Annotated in this window: 16 protein-coding genes; 9 read left to right on the plus strand and 7 right to left on the minus strand. The window is 73.2% G+C overall.

Annotated elements, in window-relative coordinates; all coding sequences use genetic code 11:
• Positions 1-65: 65 nt before the first annotated feature.
• The 6 genes from FRADC12_RS06200 to FRADC12_RS06225 are packed head-to-tail and all read right to left on the minus strand — an operon-like array spanning position 66 to position 5,604.
• On the minus strand, positions 66-998 hold the full coding sequence (locus FRADC12_RS06200; RefSeq protein WP_232303640.1) for a thioesterase domain-containing protein: 933 nt from the start codon (positions 996-998) through the stop codon (positions 66-68).
• A complete protein-coding gene (locus FRADC12_RS06205; RefSeq protein ID WP_045875920.1) occupies positions 995-1,330 on the minus strand; it encodes a hypothetical protein in 336 nt (111 codons plus the stop codon). Before FRADC12_RS06205 ends, FRADC12_RS06200 begins: the two co-directional genes overlap by 4 nt.
• Before the next feature lie 40 nt (positions 1,331-1,370).
• Complete coding sequence (locus FRADC12_RS06210; protein WP_084010486.1) at positions 1,371-2,063, minus strand: GTP-binding protein; 693 nt, start codon at positions 2,061-2,063, stop codon at positions 1,371-1,373.
• Positions 2,044-2,424, minus strand: a complete 381-nt coding sequence (locus FRADC12_RS06215; protein ID WP_045875922.1) for a DUF742 domain-containing protein — start codon at positions 2,422-2,424, stop codon at positions 2,044-2,046. The genes FRADC12_RS06210 and FRADC12_RS06215 overlap by 20 nt, the downstream gene beginning before the upstream one ends.
• An 8-nt stretch (positions 2,425-2,432) precedes the next feature.
• On the minus strand, positions 2,433-2,825 hold the full coding sequence (locus FRADC12_RS06220) for a roadblock/LC7 domain-containing protein (protein ID WP_045875923.1): 393 nt from the start codon (positions 2,823-2,825) through the stop codon (positions 2,433-2,435).
• Positions 2,809-5,604, minus strand: coding sequence for a sensor histidine kinase (locus FRADC12_RS06225; protein ID WP_052710729.1), 2,796 nt, complete (start codon positions 5,602-5,604; stop codon positions 2,809-2,811). The genes FRADC12_RS06220 and FRADC12_RS06225 overlap by 17 nt, the downstream gene beginning before the upstream one ends.
• Before the next feature lie 515 nt (positions 5,605-6,119).
• Here FRADC12_RS06225 and FRADC12_RS06230 point away from each other — a divergent pair.
• Both FRADC12_RS06230 and FRADC12_RS06240 read left to right on the plus strand, forming a co-directional pair.
• Positions 6,120-7,136 (plus strand): LuxR C-terminal-related transcriptional regulator, encoded by a 1,017-nt coding sequence (locus FRADC12_RS06230; RefSeq protein ID WP_045875924.1) that lies wholly within the window; start codon positions 6,120-6,122, stop codon positions 7,134-7,136.
• A gap of 345 nt (positions 7,137-7,481) precedes the next feature.
• Positions 7,482-8,072 carry an FMN-binding negative transcriptional regulator gene (locus tag FRADC12_RS06240; RefSeq protein WP_232303641.1) on the plus strand — a complete coding sequence of 197 codons (591 nt, stop codon included), beginning with the start codon at positions 7,482-7,484 and terminating at the stop codon, positions 8,070-8,072.
• A 195-nt stretch (positions 8,073-8,267) separates the two neighbouring features.
• Here FRADC12_RS06240 and FRADC12_RS06245 read toward each other — a convergent pair whose 3' ends face one another.
• On the minus strand, positions 8,268-10,109 hold the full coding sequence (locus tag FRADC12_RS06245) for a DNA polymerase (RefSeq protein WP_045875927.1): 1,842 nt from the start codon (positions 10,107-10,109) through the stop codon (positions 8,268-8,270).
• A 196-nt stretch (positions 10,110-10,305) separates the two neighbouring features.
• Between FRADC12_RS06245 and FRADC12_RS06250 the strand changes: the two genes are divergently transcribed.
• The 7 genes from FRADC12_RS06250 (at position 10,306) to FRADC12_RS06280 (ending at position 18,743) form a co-directional block, all read left to right on the plus strand.
• A complete protein-coding gene (locus FRADC12_RS06250; protein ID WP_045875928.1) occupies positions 10,306-10,953 on the plus strand; it encodes a helix-turn-helix domain-containing protein in 648 nt (215 codons plus the stop codon).
• A gap of 1 nt (position 10,954) precedes the next feature.
• Positions 10,955-11,719 carry an SRPBCC family protein gene (locus tag FRADC12_RS06255; protein ID WP_045875929.1) on the plus strand — a complete coding sequence of 255 codons (765 nt, stop codon included), beginning with the start codon at positions 10,955-10,957 and terminating at the stop codon, positions 11,717-11,719.
• Positions 11,720-12,219: 500 nt separating this feature from the next.
• Positions 12,220-12,585 (plus strand): hypothetical protein, encoded by a 366-nt coding sequence (locus tag FRADC12_RS06260; protein ID WP_157488729.1) that lies wholly within the window; start codon positions 12,220-12,222, stop codon positions 12,583-12,585.
• Between the two features lie 5 nt (positions 12,586-12,590).
• Positions 12,591-13,223: a hypothetical protein gene (locus FRADC12_RS06265; protein ID WP_045879164.1), complete on the plus strand. Its 633-nt coding sequence runs from the start codon at positions 12,591-12,593 to the stop codon at positions 13,221-13,223.
• 129 nt (positions 13,224-13,352) lie between these two features.
• Positions 13,353-13,649 carry a WXG100 family type VII secretion target gene (locus FRADC12_RS06270; protein ID WP_052710730.1) on the plus strand — a complete coding sequence of 99 codons (297 nt, stop codon included), beginning with the start codon at positions 13,353-13,355 and terminating at the stop codon, positions 13,647-13,649.
• A gap of 29 nt (positions 13,650-13,678) precedes the next feature.
• Complete coding sequence (locus FRADC12_RS06275) at positions 13,679-18,388, plus strand: DUF6531 domain-containing protein (RefSeq protein WP_232303642.1); 4,710 nt, start codon at positions 13,679-13,681, stop codon at positions 18,386-18,388.
• 4 nt (positions 18,389-18,392) lie between these two features.
• Positions 18,393-18,743: a hypothetical protein gene (locus tag FRADC12_RS06280; RefSeq protein WP_045875931.1), complete on the plus strand. Its 351-nt coding sequence runs from the start codon at positions 18,393-18,395 to the stop codon at positions 18,741-18,743.
• Positions 18,744-18,821 lie beyond the last annotated feature (78 nt).

The raw sequence follows: 18,821 nt of genomic DNA on the forward strand, positions 1-18,821 counted from the left end.
TGCAGGGCGGCGACATCGTGGAGTACGGCCGAGCTACCAGCCCGATCTGTCGACGCAGGGAGTGGTCAGGGGATGGAGAAGGCGCGCCCGCCGGGGTCGGTGGTCGGCTGGCGGGCTCGAGGCGGCGGCTCAGGGGCCGGCGGGCCGGGGGGTGGCGGCGGGCCGGGGGGTGGCGGCGGGGTCGGGGTGGCCAGGTGGCGGTGGACGAGGCTGGCCAGGTCCCAGTGGTGCGGGTCGGCGAAGAACGAGCCGCGGTCAGTCGGGATGACGGCCAGGTGCAGCTCGGCCACCGGGGCGCGTTCCCAGCCGAGGCAGCGGGAGTCGTGCAGGGCCAGCTGGGACGGCAGGCCCCAGTTGCTCGTCCGGTCGGCGGGACGGGCCAGCACGACGGGCAGGTCCGACGGTCCCGGGCGGTAGGCGGCGTAGGCGCGCAGGGCGGCGGTGTAGGTGCCGATCGCCGCGAGCAGGTGGTCCTCATAGCCCGCCGGGTCCCGGGCACCGAGCGCGCGGGCGATCCGGGCGCCCTGCTCGGACAGCGGGGTCGCGTGGTCGATGCCGCAGCGGCAGGTGCCGTGCCACAGGCAGGGCAGGTGCCGCATCCGGGCCAGCTCCCGGATCGCCAGCTGGGGGTTCGGCCGCGGCGGCGGCTGGCCCGGCAGCGGCAGGGCGGCGTCGAACAGGATCACCGGGGCGACCGGCTGGCCGATCCCGCGCAGCAGCCGGCCCAGCTCGTAGGCGAGGATGCCGCCGAAGCCGTACCCGGCCAGCTGGAACGGCCCGCCCCACGGCTGGACGAGCAGCACCCCGGGCAGGAAGTAGGACGCCATCGCCCGGACGTCGTCCAGCGGCGGACGGGCGCCGTCGCGGCCCGGGAGATCCAGTCCCCGGCACGGCATCGTGTCGATCAGCGCGCTCGCCAGTGCCTGTCCCGGATGAGGCGGGCCTTCCAGCCCGCCCACGAAGAACAGCGGCGGACGCCGGTCTGGCTGCCCGCTCAAGCGGGCCCGACCCAGCCGTCCGGCAGCACGTCGTGGGCCGGGCTGTGCAGCAGGTCGGCCAGCTCCGGGTAACTGGCGCCGGGAACAGCCGCGCGGGCCACGTCGAGCAGCGCGTGCGCGGCCAGCACCCATTCGGGGACACACCCGCCGGCGGTCACGCAGACGGCGGCCCACCGGTCGAGCAGGTGGGCGAGCTCGGCGGCCCGGTACGGCGGCATGCGCAGCACGACCGCCGGCAGGGTGGCCCCCGGCGGGTCTTCGACGACCATCCGCTGGGCGCGGTCGACGCGGATCTCGAGCTCGAGGTCGGCGACCCGGATGCCGGAGCTCATCGCTCAGCCCTCCGGGGACGGGCGGGTGCAGCGGCGCATGTCAGGTCCTCGTTGGCAGGGGTGGCGTCGGGAGAGGTGCCCGAGCCGCGCGCGCCTCCTCGGCGAGGGTCGCGTCGAGGGCATGGCGGACGAGTTCGATCAGGGCGGCTCGGGAGGTGAACCGGCTGCGGGCGTCGCAGGACAGCACGGGATGGTCGATGTCGAGGGCACTGCGGACGTCCCCGACGGGGTGCTCGATCGCGCCGTCGAACCGGTTGACGGCGACGACGAACGGCACCCGCCGGTCCTCGAAGAAGTCGATCGCCGTGAAGCTGTCCTCAAGCCGCCGGGTGTCGGCGAGCACGATCGCGCCGACGGCGCCGAGCGTCAGCTCGTCCCACATGAACCAGAAGCGGTCCTGGCCGGGAGTGCCGAACAGGTACAGCACCACATCCTGTTCGGGCAGGGTGATCCGGCCGAAGTCCATCGCCACGGTCGTCGTCGTCTTGCCCGCGACCTTGGAGGTGTCGTCGACGCCGAGCGCGGCCGCCGTCATGTGGGCCTCGGTGGTCAGCGGGGGGATCTCGCTGACCGCGCCGACGAAGGTTGTCTTCCCCACCCCGAAGCCGCCGGCGATAATGATCTTCAAGGGGGTCGTGGTCGGCTCCTGGACGGTGTCGGAGCCGAGCGGGCTTGAGCTGCCGAGGCGTCCAGGGCCGCCGAGGTGGCCGGGGCTAGAGCCGCTGAAGTCCATCGAGGACCTTTCGCAACAGGGCGGAGTCGGGGCGCCAGTCGGGGCGCTCGGGCCGGTGCACCGCGACCAGGCCGTCGGCGGCCATGTCGGCGACCAGCACCTGGGCGACGCCCAGGGGCAGGTCCAGATGCGCCGAGATCTCCGCGACCGACTGCAGGTGCCGGCACAGGAAGGCGATGTCGCGCTGCTCGGGGGGCATGCCGGGCGGCGGGTTGCGTGCGGTCATCACGCCGCGGCTGGTGGTGGCCACCAGAGCGACCAGCTCCAGCGGGGCGGTGGGCCGGGTCCGCCCGCCGGTGACGGCGTACGGGCGTACGACCGGGCCCGCCTCCTCGTCGGGCAGTTCCTCGTCCCGGGTCACCGCGGCCTCTAGGCGTGCGCGCGCATCGGCGGGGAGAGGACCTGCCCGGCGCGGGTCACGAGCCGGGCCATCTCGAACGCGATGACCCCCGGATCCGCGGCCGGGCTCGCGGCGACCGCGAGGCAGGAGCCGTCGCCGATCGCGGAGACGAACAGGTAGCCGCTGTCCATCTCGACGATCGTCTGGCGGACGTCGCCACCGTCCATATACCGCGACGCGCCGAGCGCCAGCGAGCGGAACCCGGAGGCGACGGCGGAGATGTGGTCGCCGCCCTCCCTGGTGAGCGCGGCCGAGCGGGCCAGCTGCAGGCCGTCGGCGGACAGCGCGACGGCCCAGTGGACGTCGACGATCCGGCGTTCCAGGTCGTTCAGCAGGAAGTCGAGGTTACCGGTGGGTGGCATCGCCGATCCTTTCGTCGTCGCGGGGCGACCTGGCAGGGAGCCCTTGTTGGAAGCCAGCGCGGAAGGCCGTGACGAGGCGGCGGGCCTTCTCCGGGTCGGGGCCGCCGGCCCTGGGTCCGCCCCCGGCGACACCGCTGGTGGCATACCGGCCGCCGCGCAGCTCGGCGTTCAGGCTCTCGCCCCGGCTCCGTCGCGGTAGGTGCCCGATCCTCGGCTCGTCTTCGGGCCAGTCGTCCGGCTCCGGCACCGGGGCGGCGGACCAGGCCGCCGGCCGTTCGGGCCGCGGCGACGCGACGGCGCGGGCCGGCAGCCCGGGCCGTCCCGGCTGCCAGGAGTGGGTGTCCGGGGCAGGGCCGGTGGCGCGGGCGTCGTCCCGGTCCGGGTGGCGGACCGGCGGGGGCAGGAAGAAGCTGTCCCGGACCGCCGCGGGGACCAGCGGCCCGGTCGCCCGACGGCGGCCGAGGCCGTCGCCGCCGGCACCGCCGGCACCGCCGGCACCGCCGTGGCCGCCGTCGTGGCCGCAGCCGCCGTCATCGCCGTGGCCGCCGGCACCGCCGAAGCCGGCGTCGTGGCCGTAGTCGTAGCCGGCGTCGTGGCCGTAGTCGTAGCCGGCGTCGTGGCCGTAGTCGTAGCCGGCGTCGTGGCCGTAGTCGCTGTCGTGGGTGTACCGGGCGTCGTGGCCGTAGCCGGCGAAGTCGACCTCACTGTCGAGATCATCGTGACCGCCGAGGTCAGCACGCGGGTCAGCGGGCGACCCGGCTGCGGCCGCGGCAGGTGCCGGCGTCTCGTCGTAGCCGGAGCCGACGACGTCGAGCCGGTCGAACGCGCCCATCCGGGCCAGCGCGGCCCGCAGCGGCTCGTCGTCGGGCGGCCCGGCCAGGACGGGGGCGTCGGCCTCGGCGAGGACACTCGCCGGAAGCACCACGACCGCGCTGACCCCGCCATAGGCACTGCGGGCGAGAGACACGTCGATCCCGTGCCGGCGGGCGAGGTTCGCGACCACCCAGAGCCCGAGCTTTTCCGCCTCCGACTCGGGGTGGAACGGCGGCGGGTCGGCCAGCCGCTGGTTGAGTCCGGCCAGCGCGGCCGGCTCGATGCCGATGCCGCGGTCGGAGACCTCGACCGCGATGCCCGCCCCGACCGGGTTGCCGGTGACGACGACCGGGGTCTGCTCGGGCGACATCTGGCACGCGTTCTCGATGAGCTCGGCGAGCAGGTGGATGACGTCGCCGACCACCGGGCCGGCGATCCAGGCGTCGACGGTCGCGCTCGCCTCGACCCGGGTGTAGGCCTCGACCTCCGCCACGGCGGCCCGCATCGTGTCGATCAGCTTGACCGGCTGGCGGAAGACCCGGCTCGGCTGGCCGCCGGACAGCGCGATCTGGCCCTCGACCTCCCGGCGCATCCTGGTGGCCAGGTGGTCGAGGCGGAAGAGCCGCTCCAGCATGTCGGGATCCTGCTGGTCGCGCTCCAGAACCGTGATCAGCTTGAGTTGGCGGTGGATCAGCGTCTGGCTGCGGCGGGCCAGGCTCTGCATCGACGACGACAGCGAGTTCTGCGCGGCCACCTCGGTCGCCGCCAGCACGGCGGCGGCGTAGACGGAGCGCAGCGCGCGGGAGACGTCACCGATCTCGTCCTCGGGAACCAGGCCGGCCCGCTCGTCCGGGTCGCCGGCCAGGCCGGCCGGGTCCACCGGGCGACGGTCCCGGATCGCGGCCGTGACCGAGGGAAGCCGCTGCTCGGCGACGGTCACCGCGTCGGCCCGCAGGGCGCGCAGCTGCCGGACGAGCCGCCGCGCGATCACCACGGACACGACGATCGCCAGCAGCATGACCGCGGCCGCCGCGCCACCGACGAGCGCGGCGCGCCCGCGGGCGGCGGAGACCAGCGAGCTGCTCTGGTCCGCCAGACTCAGGTTGATCTGAGCCTCGACGGCCCGCAGCTGGTCGATCTTCGAGTTGACGTTGCCGAGCCAGACGGCGGGCTGGACGTCGATGGGCCGCCCGGCCGCGGCCGCGGCCAGAACCTGGTCGCGCAGCGCGTTGACCGGGTCGATGGTCGGCCCGACGCGCTGGTCGTAGAGGCGGCGCTGGTCGTCACTGGCCGCGGCGTCGAACTCGGCCAGCCAGGCCGCCTCTGCGCCGGTCGCGGTCCGGATGCGCCCGACGTTGTCGGCGACCCGGTCGTGCAGGAACACGGTGAGCGAGACGTAGCCGCGCTGCTGGGCGGTCTGCTCCGTGACGGCGCTGATCGCGGCGAGCGCGGTGGCCGTCCGCACGAGCTGCGAGCTCGCGGTGCCGAGGCCGATCTGGGCCGAGGACACCCCGAGCCACGCGCCGACGATGTTGTCGTAGCCGTCCGAGACCGGGCTGATCGTGGCGGTACGGGCATCGACCTGGCTGCGCAGGCCGGGCAGCTGGCTCATCTGCTGCTGGGCCGCGGCCAGGGACGCGTGCAGCCGCGCGTCGTCGGGCGCGCCCGAGGCGGCGGCCGTGACCTGGCGGTAGGCCTCGTCAACCGGGCCGCGGGCCGCCGCGGTGTCGGCCTGCATCACGACATAGCCGGAGGCGACGAACGACGACGTGGCGTACCGCTCCTGGGCGAGCGCGCGGACCAGGACGTTCACCTTGATCGTGAGCTGGGCCGCGGTCCGGGTTCGCCCGGCGGCGTGCGCCGCCTGCAGCTGGCCGACCACGAGGGCCGCGCTCAGGCCGGCGACCGCCAGCAGCGGCACGACCAGCGCGGCCGCGAGTCGGTACCGAACCGGCCAGCGCTCCATCTTCAACTCCCGTTCGACGGCCCGCCGCCATTACGGCAAAGGCCGCAAAAGGGCAGAGGCGCGCCAGGCCGGACCAGGGACACGAGGGGTGGTCCCTTCCGTCAGGGTCAGTCGAGGGGGTCGCGGCGGCCGGCACCCATCCGTGGGGATTTCTACCGGGAGTGCCAGGCCCGTCCCGGCGCGTCGCAGAAAAGTAGCCCGGCCCTGCCCTTCAGGGGAAGGTTTTGGGCGTGGCCAGCTTTGGCCACCTGTCCACATGTGGCCAAGCCTCGGAAACCTGTTCGTAACAATTGCCCTGGCGCTGCGCAGTCAGGCCGAGAACGGTGTGCGCAATAGGCCTATTAGTGCTATTGATCGTCTTGGGTGGGACCAGATCGGGACAACTCCCCCTTCCCTGGATCACGCGCACGGGGCACGATTCCGCCACCCCTGTACTACGACGCCGGGTAGCTGACGAACCACGGAAGCCAACGAACCACGGAAGCCAACGAACGACGCGAAACACGGACGCCACGTTGACCAACCTCGATTTTCTGGGCCTGACCCCGTTCGGCCAACAGGTCTACGAACAGGTGGCCCTGCACCCATATGCCGACACCGACGGCATAGCGGGCTTCCTTGGCGCCGACGTCGCCGCCGTGGCCGCCGAACTGCGCGATCAGGCGAACCGCGGCCAGATCCGCTCGGTGGGAGGCGCCTGGCTGGCCGAGGACCTGACCCAGTGGCTGGACACCGAGCACGCCCGTCAGCAGGCAGAACAGGCGACCGCCGCGGCCGAACGGGCCCGGCAGCGTTCCCGACTGCTGCGCAGTCGTCTTCCGGCGGCACATCGGCAGGGCACCCGAAAACTCGTGGGCAACGACGGCACCGAGCTCGTCACCCACGGGGAGGTGAGCATCCGGATCGCGGAGCTCGCCGAACAGTCCACCGACACGCTGCGGTTCATGCTCAACGGCAACGCGGGATTCGGCCCCAACCCGCATGTCATCCGGGCCTTCGTCAGCGCGGCGAAGCGCGGGGTACGGCTGACCAGCGTCTGGACGCCCGAATGCATCGCCGCCGCGCGCGGAGCGCCGAACGGGCGGTTACCACCGCTGGGCCAGGTGCATGCCAGCCGTGACGTGCCCTACCGCGCCGTGGTCGCCGACGGGCGGGCGGTCCTCGTGCAGCGCGAGCCCGACGATCCGAGCCTGGGTGCCCTCGTCATCACGCACCATCCGACGGTGGCGCTGTACGCGCACCTCATCGACGCGCTGTTCCGGGCCGGGCAGCCGCTGTCACCGAACGTGCCCCCGCCGCCGGCGGAGCACACGTTCGACCCGCAGCGCGAGTCCCAGATCCTGCACCTGATCGCGACCGGTGCGACGAACGACCTCATCGGCAAGAATCTCGGCGTCTCGACCCGCACCGTCCAGCGCGAGGTGAGCCGCCTGATGGAGCGCTACCAGGCGCGCAACCGGATCGAGCTGATCAGCCTCACCACGGACCTGCCGGCCGACCAGCTCGGCGACGCCGTCGGCAACGGGAGCTGACCACCCGCCCCGCCGCCCGGCGCACCCGAGCGGGCCTGGCCTGCCGCGCCGTTACCGGCCGCGGGTGAGCGAGCGGGCCCGCTGGACGCGGGCCACGAAACGACCTTCGGGGCGGGCCGCCCGGATCGGATGCGCGAAACAGGCCGCGGACGAGGTCCACCCCGTCCGCGCGCAGCACCTCGGCGGCCGGCTCCGGCATCAGCCCGTCCCTCCCAATCGTGGTTCCCGTCGACCGGCCCTACTGGGCGGGGAGCCGGGCTCCGGGCCGCCGGCGCAGCCCAATCAGGCCTTGTGGTCGGGATCGCGCCCGGCGGTTCGTACGCTGGCCGCATGTATGTGCCCAGGGTGAACAGAGTCGAGGATGAGACTCTGGTCAGCGACTTCGTCGCCGCGTGCGGGGCCGCGACCCTCGTGACGGTCGGCCCGGACGGGGAGCCGGACGCGACCCTGCTGCCGGTGCTCTGGGAGTCCGGCGAGGTCGTCGGCCACCTGGCCCGCGCGGGCGAGCACTGGCGCCGGATCCGGGACGGCTCCCCCGGGCTGGCCGTGGTGACCGGGCCGCAGGCCTACGTCTCGCCGTCCTGGTACCCGAGCAAGGCGGAGCACGGCCGGGTGGTGCCGACGTGGAACTACTCGGCCGTCCAGCTGCGCGGCACGATCACGGTGCATGACGACCCGGAGTGGCTGCGCGGGGTCGTCACCCGGCTCACCGACCGCCACGAGGCCGGGCGGGCCGACCCGTGGGCGGTGACCGACGCGCCCGAGCGGTTCATCGACGGCCAGCTGCGTGCCATCGTCGGGGTGTGCCTGCGGGTCACGTCCCTCGACGCGAAGGCCAAGTGGAGCCAGAACCGGTCCGACGCCGACCGGGCCGGCGTTCTCGCGGGACTGGCCCACCCGGCGGCGCGGGCGCGGATGCGGTCCGCTTCCCTCTAGGCCCGGCCCCGCCGGCCCCCGCCGACGATAAAGACGAGAGCAAGTGCTTACTAAGTTCTCGTCACGAGCCTAGGGGCGGACCTGGTGTGTCCCGTGCCTCATCCGCCGCTCGGAGGCCTGGCTGGCTGGCTGAGGCGGCGTACACGCCGAGCGACGAGGGGACCCGCCATGATCGAGGACAAGGTCGTCACCGCGTTACAGCGGCACTGGGAGGACGGGCTTCGCGTCGGACCAGCGGCTGATGACGGCGATGTCGGCGACGAACCGGACCGCACTGCCGGCGGCCCAGTACGCGGCGGTCGCGTCGAGAGCCCGGTGTGTGGCGGCGGCGGCCACCTCGGCGGCCGGCTCGGGAACCTGGAGCAGCAGTTCGTCGTGCAGGCACAGGACGATCGCGGCGCCGAGCGGGATCAGCGCCTGGCGGACCGTCACGGCCCAGGCCTTGAACAGCTCCGCGGCAGCGCCCTGGACGACGGCGTTGCGGGCGAACCGGCCGTAGGCCGCCGCCGCGCGGCCGATGTCGCCGTCCGCGCCGGCCGGCAGCGCGCGCAGCGGGATTCGCCGTCCGCCGAACGTCCGCAGCGGCGCGGTGGGCGTGGCGCCGAGAGCGGCGGCGCGACCGGCGGCGTCCGCCGTGTCGAGGTAGGCCAGCGCGACAGGATAGGTCTCGCGCATCTGGCGCAACGCCTGACCGGCCGCGCCGGTGGTCTGGCCGTACATCGCGGCGAGGACCGCGACCTTGGCCGTCGGCCGGTCGACGCCGAGCCGGGTCGCGACCGGGGCGTACAGGTCGTCCTGCCTGGTCGCCCTGGTCAGCTCCGGGTCACCGGAGACGACGGCGAGCACCCGCGGCTCGATCTGGCCCAGGTCGGCGCGCACGAACCGGTGGCCGGGCTCGGCCACGACGGCGACCCGCATCTCGGCGGGCAGGTTGTGCAGCCCGGCGTCGGCCGTCATCCGGCCGGCCGCGCCGTCGCTGCCATGCCACCGGCCGCGCAGCCGGCCGTCGGCGCCCACGTGGGCCGCGAGCCACCGGTGCCCGTAGGTCGTCGCGATCCGCTCCGCCTTGCGCCAGGCGAGCAGCTCGTCGATCACCGGATGGGCGGCGCTCAGGGCACGCAGCCGCCCGGACCTCGTGTCCGGCACGTCGATCCCGACCGAGGCGAGCCCGGCTCGGACCGACGCCGGGCTGCGCAGGTCGACTGATGAGCTCAGGTGGCGCAGCACCGGGGCGTCCCGCGCCCGTCTGGCCGCGGCCTCGCCCGCGTCGCCGACGGGCGGCGGGCCGATGATCTCGCTGATCGTCGCCGTCGCGGCCTGCCGGTCGACCGGCAGGCCGTGGCGTTCCAGCTCGCGGGCCAGCACCTCGGCCGCGGACTCGGCGCGCGCGGTCAGCAGCGCCAGCGGCAGCCGCCCGGGCCGCTGGCGCGGGTCCGGCAGCGCGCTCAACGCCTGCTCCTGCGCCGCCATCACGACGAGGGCGAGCCGGGCGAACCGTGCCGCCCGGGCCAGCAGGGCGCCCGGCGCACCGGGCGCGCCGGCGCGCAGCGTCTCATCGACCCAGCCGGGCCGCAGCTGCCCGTCGGGCCCGACCGGGCCGTCCGCGTCGACGTCGTCATCGTCTGGCTGTTCGACCATCGCCAGCAGGTCCAGCTGGCCATCTCCGCGGGCACGTCGAGGCGGCGGCGGCGCCGGGAGGCCACGCGCGGCCGCCCAGACCGCGCCCGGGTCGTCACGGTGGCCGCCGCGCAGGATCCGGTGCACCGCGGCGAGGTCCCAGCTCAGCGCCGGGCCGCGCTCCGTCGTCCGGCGCCATCCGCCGGCCAACGGCGACCCGGCGCCACCCGCCGACCACCACACCCACCGCGGGCCGATCGCCCCCTCCACGTCGGCCAGCACCACCTGCGGGTCCGCGGGGCCGGCCCAGCCGCCGTCCCCAAATGCCAGCGCCACGCCGACGCCGGGCACGGCGACCACCGCGACCGCGGTCCCGGCACCGACGCCGCCGGCCCGCAGCGCCAGTACCGTCGTGGCCACCCGGCCCGCCGGCTGCTGAGCCGGACCATCAGCCGTCCTGGACGAGACCACGCTGCCATGCTGCCCCACGCCACCGACACTTCGGGGCGTGCCGGCCCGCACCGGGGCGCTGCCGCCGTGACCTCAGGCCCGTTTCCCGGCAGCCGACAAGTTTGGGCTTGTTGACAAAATTTCTTGTCGGTCCGACGATGGCTCCATGCTCGACGTAGCGGTCATCGATAGTCCGGGCGCGGCCGAGGCCTCGCTCGACCCGGTCCGGGCGCGGCTGTTGGCCGCGCTCGCGGAGCCGGGCTCCGCGACGAGCGTCGCCGCCAGGACCGGGCTGACCAGGCAGAAGGTGAACTATCACCTGCACGCGCTGGAGCAGCACGGGCTGCTGGAGCTGGTCGAGGAGCGGCGCAAGGGGAACTGCACCGAACGGGTCCTTCAGGCGACCGCCAGCTCGTACGTGATCTCACCGGCCGCGCTGGCCGACGTCGCCCCGGATCCCGACCGAGCGCGCGACGAGGGCTCGGCGCGCTGGATGCTTGCCCTTGCCGCGCGGCTCATCCACGAGGTGGGGCAGTTGCTCGCCGGCGCGACGGCCGCCCGCAAGCGGCTGGCCACCTTCGCGGTCGACAGCGAGATCCGTTTCGCCACCGCCGCGGACCGGGCGGCGTTCGCGGCGGAGCTGTCCGACACGGTCACGGCGCTGGTCTCGAGGTATCACGACGAGACGGCCGCCGGCGGCAGGCCGCACCGGCTCGTGATCGCTCTGCATCCCAGCCTCAGGCCCCCGAACGTCGCCACCGATGCGCATCCCGATCCAGACCCGGCCGAGCCCGGCCGCACCGAGGAGAGCTGACATGCCGAACGAGCCGACCAACGACGCGCCAGACGACAAGCCCGCCGCCGGCGGGCGGGAGTTCGCGATCGAGCGCGAGGTCGAGCTGCGGACCACACCCGAGGACTACTGGGACGCGGTCACCACCGGCAACGCGGCCTGGCTCTGGCCGATGGAGGCTCCTGAGCCGCGGGTCGGCGGCGCCGCCGCGTTCGGCGGCACCGTGCTGGCCTGGGAGCCGCCGCATCACCTGATCATGCGCAGCGAGGGCCCGGACGGCTGGTTCAACCAGCTCGAGCACCTGATCGAGGCCCGGGACGGTGGCACCACCTGGGTCCGGTACGTACACAGCGGCGTGCTCGTCGACGACTGGGACAACCAGTACGACGGCGCGGGCAAGCACACCGACTTCTACCTGCACACCCTGGGCCGGTACCTGCGCTACTACAACGGCCGGCCGGCCAGGTACGTCAGCGTCGACGCCCCGGCGGCGTCGGTCACGCCCGACGGCTTCGACGCGCTGCGCCGCGCCGCCGGCCTCGCGGACGCCACGGTCGGCGACCGGGTTCAGCTAACGATTCCGGGCCTTCCCACGCTGGACGCGGCCGTCGACTACCTGACTCCGCATTTCCTCGGGTTCCACACCGAGGACGCGATGTACCGGGTCTTCGGTCGCAACGCGTTCGGCGCCCCGGTGGCGGTCGCCGTCCACCTGTTCAGCCCGGACGCGGACGAGCCCATCGTCGACAAGGCCCTGCGCGCCTGGCTCGACGGCGTCTACGCCTGACGTCCCACGCCTGACCCGGCGCTCGACGGGCGGGACCGGCACCTGGTGCCGGTCCCGCCCGTCCGTCCGTCGTCTCGGCCCGACGCTGGCCCACGTTCGAGGGCGCCGGTTGGCTCGCGACGGCCACCTGCCTCCAGACGGGCCCCACGGGCGGACCCGTGCGTTGGAGTGGCAGGCCCGCCGCGGGGCTGTTTCGACCGGGTCCGGCGGGTTCGACGATGATCGCCCGTCGGGCAGAAATGGCATGTCTACCAGCGGTTTCCCGCCGCCGAGTCGCGCCGGTCGGCTACCGGAGCGCCCGTTGGCGCGACGCCCGCCACGGCTTTGGGCCGCCGGAGCAGCGGTTGCGGGCGCCGATGAGGAGGCCCGGCCCGCGCTATTCTCTGATCGGACGCAGATCTGCCGACATCTTGTCGGGCCCATTTCGTCAACCGGTGCCGGGTTTCCGGCCACGGCGGGGGTGCTAGGTCGTCTATGAAGTGCATGAAGGCTGGGCCGTGATGGCCAGCGTATTCGGGCTCGACAGGAAAGCAGCGATCGCGCTGTCGGGCGAGCTGACCTCCATTCGAGCGTCATTGGCGTCGCTCGGCTCCGATATCGACGAGGCGCGCAGCAATACCGGCGCACCCGAGGTTGAGGGCGCGTTGGTAAGGTTCGTGCACGGTTCCGCGGACAGCCGGGGAAATCTCGACCAGTTGCTGGCCAGGGCAATCGGGCTCGTGAACGGGCTGATCGACGGCACCGGCGCCGTCGACGCGGGTCTTGCGCGGGCGCTGGGCCCGGCCGGCGCACCCCTGTCCGCCGCGCCAGATCTCGCGGGCGGGCTGGGCGGCGCCCTCGGCCTGGCGGCGGCGGGTGCGCCGTGACCACGATGGCGACCGGGCAGCGCGGGTTCAGCCTGCGGGTTCCGGACTCCTGGTTCGCGTTCGACGTGCGCCGCGCGACGCGGACCGGGGATCTGGCCCGGCTGGTAGACGCGCGCACGGCGGCCCAGCCACGCCTGCGCCCGTATCGTTCCGCGCTGCTCAAGCTCCTGCGCGAGGCCGCCGACCGGGCCGAACGTCGCGGCGCGGTGTACTGCGCGGCGGCGCCAGGGGACGACCCGGGCGGCGGCGCGATCGCCACGCTGCTGGTGTTCCAGACCGTCGGCGCCGACGGTCCAGCGGGCAACACCGTCGGCGCGATCGCCGGGGCACTGGTCGCCCGCGCGCCGTCCCGGCCGGGTGGCCCGTGGCGCACCGTCGAGATCGCCACCACCCCGGCCGGCGAGGCGGTCCGGGTCCGCGCCGTCGAGCCCGCCGCGCTCGACGGCGGCGCGACGGTCGACACCGTCACGATGCAGACCCTCATTCCAGTGCCTGCCACCGATCACGAGGAATTGCGAGCCGGCGTGCTGAACGTCGTTCTGACCAGCCCACACGTTGGTCTCGCCGACCCGTTGCTCGACCTGTTCGAGGCCATCAGCGACACGCTTCAGTGGTCCACCAGCGATCTACCGGTCTAGTACCCCCTTTCTGGCATCTTTCCCGACCGCCGACGACGCGCCGGGCGCCGTCTGCCTGTCCGACACCTCCAGCCTTTACGGCCGTCCCTACCCTCTCCTGCCCTTTTCCGTGCCGATGGGAGATCTCCGGTGCCAAACATCCAGGTTGACTACGAGGCCATCCGGTCAACGGCGACCGCGCTGTCTCGCGCGCAGACCGATATGGAAAACCAGCTGACCACCCTCAAAGGCCTGATCGACAACCTGGTGACCAGCGGTTTCAGTACCGAACTGGCATCTGGTCGTTTCCATGAGTCATACGGCAGCTGGGACACCGGAACCCGCCAGGCCATCACCGGGCTCGCGGGGATGAGCCGGTTCCTCACCGACGCCATCGCCCAGCACCAGCAGCTCGACACGGCCCTCGGCCAGGCCGCCGGCGGATAGCCCGCACACCCGCACGAGGGGAGCACCCGATGAGCAGCGACTGGCAGGTGCTGGGGCTCGACGCCGATCCCACACCCGGAGATCCGGCGGCGGTACAGGCCCTCGCCACCCGGTTGGGGCGCGACGCGACGACGGCGGACGACGGGACCCGCCGTCTGCGCTCCGTCGCCGCCGGGGGCGGCGACCTGGCGATGCGCGGTGACTACGCGGCCAGCTACGCCGGAGCGTTCGACGACCTACCGGGCCAGCTGGCCAAGCTCGCCCGGGCCTACCGCGGCTGCGGCACGGCGCTGTCCGCCTACGGCACCACGCTCGGCCGCGCGAAGGCCCAGGCCGGTGCCGCGCTGCGCCAGGGGCTCGACGCCCATACCCGCTACCAGGGCGCGCTGGCTCGCGTCGAGTCGATGCTGCCGGCCGAGCGGGCGCTGCTGCTGTGGCCCAACGACGAGCTCAGTCCAGGCTCGATCGCGGCGGCGACCGCGGAGCTGGCCGTCCCCGGCGTCGCCGACCAGGTCCGGGCGGTCGCCAGGCAGGGTGAGGACGCCCGGCACGACCGTGATCTCGCGGCCCGGCTGGCCCGGGACGCCGCCAGCCTCCGCGACGGCGCGGCGAGAACCTGCGCCGACGGCATCGACACCGCGCTGCGGGACAGCGGGATCAAGAACCGGCCCTGGTACCTCAAGGCCTGGGACAGCACCCGCCACGTCGTCACCGAGCCGTTCACGTCCTGGCACAACTTCGTCGGGTTCTGCGCGGACGTCGCGCTTGTCGCCGGCCTCGCCGTCCTGGTCGTCTCCGGCCCGGCCGGCTGGGCCCTGGGCGCCGTCGTCCTGGGCGCGGGCGCCGTCGTCCTGACGGACGCGCTGCGCCGCTATGGCCGCGGCCAGGCGTCACTCGGCGAGGTGCTGATCGACGCGGTCGGCGTCATCCCCGGTGGCCGGGGCGCGGCCGGAGGCGCGCGTGGGCTGGGCGAGGCCGCGCGGGCCGTCCGCGCCGGCCGCGGCGGGTCACGGGTCGTTACCACGGCCCTGCGCCTCGGCCGGCGGCTGGGTCCGCTCAGCCGGCGGCTCGGGACCGCCACGCCCCGCGGCATCGAGGAGGGAAGCCGGATCCGCGGCCCGCTGCGGCGCGCGGAGGTGTACGCGAAGGCGGCGTGGTGCCGGGTCACCGGCCGCGACCCCATCGACCTGGCCAGCGGCCAGATGATTCTCGACCAGGAGGACGTCGAGCTGCCCGGCGTCCTGCGGTGGGCGTTGCGGCGCACCTACCAGTCGGGCTACACCGCCGGCCGCTGGTTCGGCGCCGGCTGGAGCTCGACGGTGGACCTGCGCCTGGAGGTCGACGACGAAGGCGTCTGCTTCGCGGCGGCGGACGGGATGGCGCTCGCGTTCCCGCATCCGGCACCCGGCGGCCCGCCCGTGCTGCCCGCGGCGGGGCCAGGACTGGAGCTGACGCTCGACGAGGCCGGCCAGTACACGGTGCTGGACGCGGCGGCCGGGCACAGTTACCGGTTCGCCGTTCCCGCCGACGGCCAGCGCGGGGTCGCGTTACCGCTGGCCGCGATGGACGACCGCAACGGCAACCGAGTCGAGCTCGGCTACGACGCCGACGGTGACCTCGCCCAGATCAGCCACTCCGGTGGTTACCAGCTCACCGTGCGCACCGACGGCCAGCGGATCGTGGCCGTCGGCGCGGTCACGGCCGAGGGCGAGCAGACCGTGGTCCGCTACGGCTACGACGCGACCGGCCAGCTCACGCACGTCATCAACTCGTCCGGCCGGGCGCTGCGGTTCGACTACGACCCCGACGGACGGATCGTCCGCTGGCTTGACCGCAATGGCACCGAGTACCGGTACACCTACGACGCCACCGGCCGGGTCGTGCGCACCGCCGGCTCGAACGGCTTCCTCGCCGGAACACTCGCCTACGACGACGAACACCACGTCACGACGGAGACAGACTCCCTCGGGCACGTCACCACGCACCACTTCACCGACCGGCTGCGCCCCGGGCGCCGAGTCGACCCCCTCGGGCGAACAACCACCTTCACCTGGGACCGCTTCGACAACCGGACCGCGGTCACCGATCCCCTTGGCCGCACAGTCCGCTACCACTACGACGACGTTGGCAACCTCGTCGCGGTGGAACGACCGGATGGCAGCCGAACCAGCACGGTCTGGAACTCGCAGCGCCTGCCGCTGGCATCCGTCGACGCCGACGGCACCCGCTGGGAACGCGAGTACGACACCCGCGGCAACCTGGTCGCCGTCGTCGACCCGGCCGGCGGCCGCACCGAGCTCGTCCACGACGACCACGGCCGGCTGGTCGCCGTCACCGATGCCCTCGGCCAGCTGACCCAGCTCGAGACCGATGGCGCGGGCCTGCCGATCGCCGTGACCGACCCCACCGGCGCGGTCACCTCCTGGGACCGGGATGCCCTCGGCCGCGTGGTCGCGACGACCGGCCCGCTCGGCGACGTCACCCGTCTGTCCTGGACACCTGAGGGCCAGCTGGCGGCCCGCATCCACCCCGACGGCGCCACCGACGCCTACCGGTACGACGCGGAGGGGAACCTCGTCGAACAGGTCGACCCGGCCGGCTTCGTCGCCAGCACCGAGTACACCCACTTCGACCTGCCGGCCGCGCGCACGAGTCCTGACGGCACCCGGATGGCCTTCGGCTACGACACCGAACTCCGGTTGACCAGCGTCACCAGCCCGCAGGGGCTGGTCTGGCGCTACGAGTACGACGCCGCCGGCCAGCTCGTCGCCGAAAGCGACTTCGACGGCCGGACGGTCCGCTACGGCTACGACGCCGCCGGTCACCTGGTGGAGCGCACCAACGGCGCGGGCGAGACCGTCACCTACACCCGGGACCCGCTCGGCCGCGTCGTCGGCAAATCCGGTCCGAGCGGCCTCACAACGTTCGCCTATGACGCCCGCGGCCGAGTTGTACGTGCCACCAGCCCCGACGCCGAGGTCGTCCTCGAACGCGACCTTCTCGGTCGGGTCACGGCGGAGACCTGCGACGGGCGCCGCCTGACGTCGCGGTATGACCCGCTCGGCCGCCGGACCCGGCGGGTCACCCCGTCGGGCGTCCAGAGCGCCTGGGAGTACGACCCGGCTGGCCGGCCGCTGACGCTGCGCACCGCCGGCCAGGTACTGACCTTCACCCACGACGCCGCCGGGCGGGAGCTCGAACGCCTCCTCGCCCGCGACGCCCCGGGCGGCGCCGAGGTCCTGCTCACCCAGCGTTGGGACACCCGGGACCGGCTGCGCTCCCAGACGCTCGTCGCCGGCTCGTCCCGGCGCCCGGCCGTCGGTCAGCCAGGCGGCGCCGCCACGCTTCTGCAGCGCCGCGACTTCGCCTACACCTCGGACGGCTACCTCGCCGAGATCGACGATCTCGGCGCCGGCTTCCACCGCTTCGAGCTCGACGCGATGCGCCGCGTCACCGGCGTCCAGGGCGCGGCCTGGGCCGAGCGTTACGCCTATGACCCGGCCGGCAACCTCGTCGGCGCCTCATGGCCGGCGTCCCTCGGCCCCGGCACCGCCGACGAGCAGGGCGCGCGCGAGCACTCCGGCACGCTGATCCGCCAGGCCGGCGCGACCCGGTACGAGCACGACGCCCAAAGCCGGGTCATTCTTCGCCAGCAGTCCTACGACAGCGAGGAGACCGGCACCTGGCGATACAGCTGGGATGCCGACGATCACCTGACCGGCGTCACCACGGCGGACGGCACCCGCTGGCGCTACCGGTATGACGCCTTCGGTCGGCGCGTCGCCAAACAACGACTCAACGGCGCCGACGACATCGTCGAACAGACCGCGTTCGTCTGGGACGGCCTCGTCCTCGCCGAGCAGCACCACACGGTCCACGCCAAGTCGGACGGCACCGGTGACCCGGCCACGACGGTCACCACCTGGGACTGGGAACCGAACACCTTCCGCCCCCTCACCCAGTCGGAACGCCACCCCATCGACCACCAGACGCTGTCCCTGGACTGTGGGCCAGACGATCCCGGTCAGGCCTGGTACGACGCCCAGTTCCACGCCATCATCACCGACCTGATCGGTACCCCCACCGAACTGGTCAACCCCGACGGCCACCTGGCCTGGCACTCCCGCACAACCCTCTGGGGCGTCTCCCCACCACCGGCCCCCGCCACGACCGACTGCCCGCTACGCTTTCCCGGCCAGTACCACGACCCCGAAACCGGCCTGAACTACAACTTCCACCGCTATTACGATCCGTTCACCGCCGGCTATCAGACCCCGGACCCGCTCGGCCTGGCGGCGGCCCCGAACCCGCGAAGCTACGTCAGGAACCCGCTGTCCTGGCTCGACCCGTACGGCCTTGCCCCCTGCAGCCTGAACCCCAACACCATTCGCTTCAGCCAGTCATCCGTCAACGATGCCCGAGAAATCATCGACAGCATGAGGACTGTCGGCTGGGTCGGCGGCGCGATAGACGCCGTCCGCATGCCGGACGGCGTCCTGACAAGCGTCGACAACACCAGAGTTCTCGCCGCGCGCCACGCAGGCATCGACGTCCAGGCCGAGATTCACGAATTCAACGAGACACTTCCGGTGGACAATATCCGACGATTCAGGTTCCCGAGAGGATCGGCTCCGAACTGGGGAGACGCGATCCTCGCCAGGATCGGGCGCCAGCGGGAGGGCTTTCGAGATACAAACCCCTACGGGACGTTCGACATGCCCAGATGGAACGGAAGCTAGTGCGATGGCCGAACTCATCGACGAGAGCACGCTACCCACAGGATTCTCCTACCCACGGGAGTTTATTGCCATCCTGAATATTGGGATGACCGATCTAACTCCGTGGTGGATTCCGACCGGAGAAATGCTGCAAGACCGCTACAGCGGGCTGCGGGAGCGATTCACGGGGCGAGACCTGGTGCCCTTCGCCGAGCGACAGGACAATGACGACGTTGCCTGCTGGGATGTACAGTCGGAGAGGGTCGTCATCGTTCACGACTTCGGCGATCCCAGGGCGCCGGACCGTGCCACGTTTGACAATTTCTTCGGCTGGCTCCGCCAGGCGGTCGAGGACCTCATTGAATGGCATTCGTAGGAGGCCCCTCGAGAGTCCGCCTTCGTGATCGGGTTGATTCACGGCCCGCACGCGGCCCGTTGATTCGCTGGTCGTGCG

The sequence above is a fragment of the Pseudofrankia sp. DC12 genome (assembly GCF_000966285.1).
GTDB lineage: Bacteria > Actinomycetota > Actinomycetes > Frankiales > Frankiaceae > Pseudofrankia.